The organism is Commensalibacter communis (genome assembly GCF_947179015.1).
GTDB classification, from domain to species: domain Bacteria; phylum Pseudomonadota; class Alphaproteobacteria; order Acetobacterales; family Acetobacteraceae; genus Commensalibacter; species Commensalibacter communis.
In genome coordinates, this window is record NZ_CAMXCM010000025.1 from 1 (window position 1) to 1,147 (window position 1,147).

The 1,147-nt window shown below is 36.5% G+C and carries 1 protein-coding gene and 1 pseudogene; both read left to right on the forward strand.

The window, feature by feature from the left end:
• Window positions 1-831 (forward strand): PD-(D/E)XK nuclease-like domain-containing protein (locus PQG54_RS12255; protein ID WP_271790829.1); only part of this gene is annotated, 831 nt, incomplete at its 5' end.
• Window positions 831-1,147, forward strand: a pseudogene (locus PQG54_RS12260) (AAA family ATPase); the annotation flags it as partial. The gene PQG54_RS12255 and the pseudogene PQG54_RS12260, both read left to right, overlap by 1 nt.

Genomic DNA, 1,147 nt, shown 5'->3' on the forward strand with positions numbered 1-1,147 from the left:
AGTGATCCATGCCCTACCCCCAGCTTATCCAATAGCCTTATTCGGGATTTGCTAGACAAAAGTCCTTATCACGCAGCATGGAAACATCCAAGATTTATCACACCTAGCAAGAGTGAAAAAGAACCTACTCAAGCTATGATAATGGGAACGGTGCTTCATAATCTTATTTTAAATAAAGGAAATGATATTTGCATCATACGTTATGATGATTATAGAAATCCAAAAGCAAATAAATTAAAGAAAGAAGCATTTTCTGCAAACAAAACACCAATTTTAGAAAAATATTTCGATAATATTTATGAATGTGCAGAAACGGCGTTAATTAAATTAAAATTTCATGTCATCAGTGATGCTTTCTTTTCGGAAAGCGATAATGAAGTTGTTATGTCTTGGCAGGAAGGTAATATTTGGTGTCGGTCCATGATCGATAAACTACCCAAGAACCCTACATATCCAATTTTTGATATCAAGGGAACAAATTGTTCTGGGTCGCCTTTTGAATGGCAAAATAAACTTATGACTACATACCGAACGCAAGGCGTTTTTTATGAAAGAGGTCTAGAAAAGTTAACAGGACAAAAAAGACCAGCCACTCATTTTGTTGTGATAGAAATGTTCGAACCTTTTGAAGTTTCTGTTTTCACGATTGATAATCAACTACAAGAACTAGCTGAACAAGAAATAGAAAGAGCCATTAAGCTATGGGAAGTAACAATTCAAAAAGATGATCTTGATGGATATACAAATGAAATCATCTGCGTTGAACCTAAACCTTGGGTAATTCGTCAAATTGAAGAGCAAAATTATTACTATGAAGCAATGGGGGTTTAATGATGAGTTTCACTTTACAACCTGCTGTTCGTCAAAAGATTAATTTACTTTTTGCCATTGCTGGAGCCTCAGGCTCTGGAAAAACTTATTCAGCCCTTTTATTGGCACAAGGAATTGCTGGTAAGAATGGTAAGATTGCCGTTATTGATACCGAAGCTGGACGTTCTTTGCAATATGCGCCTAAAAATGGTGAGCAAGCAGATCATAACAAAGGAACGTTTGATTTTCTTCATTTAGACTTTCAACCTCCTTTCACACCAGAACGCTACATAGAAGCGATCCAAACCTGCGAGCAAGCTGGGGCATCTGTGATTGT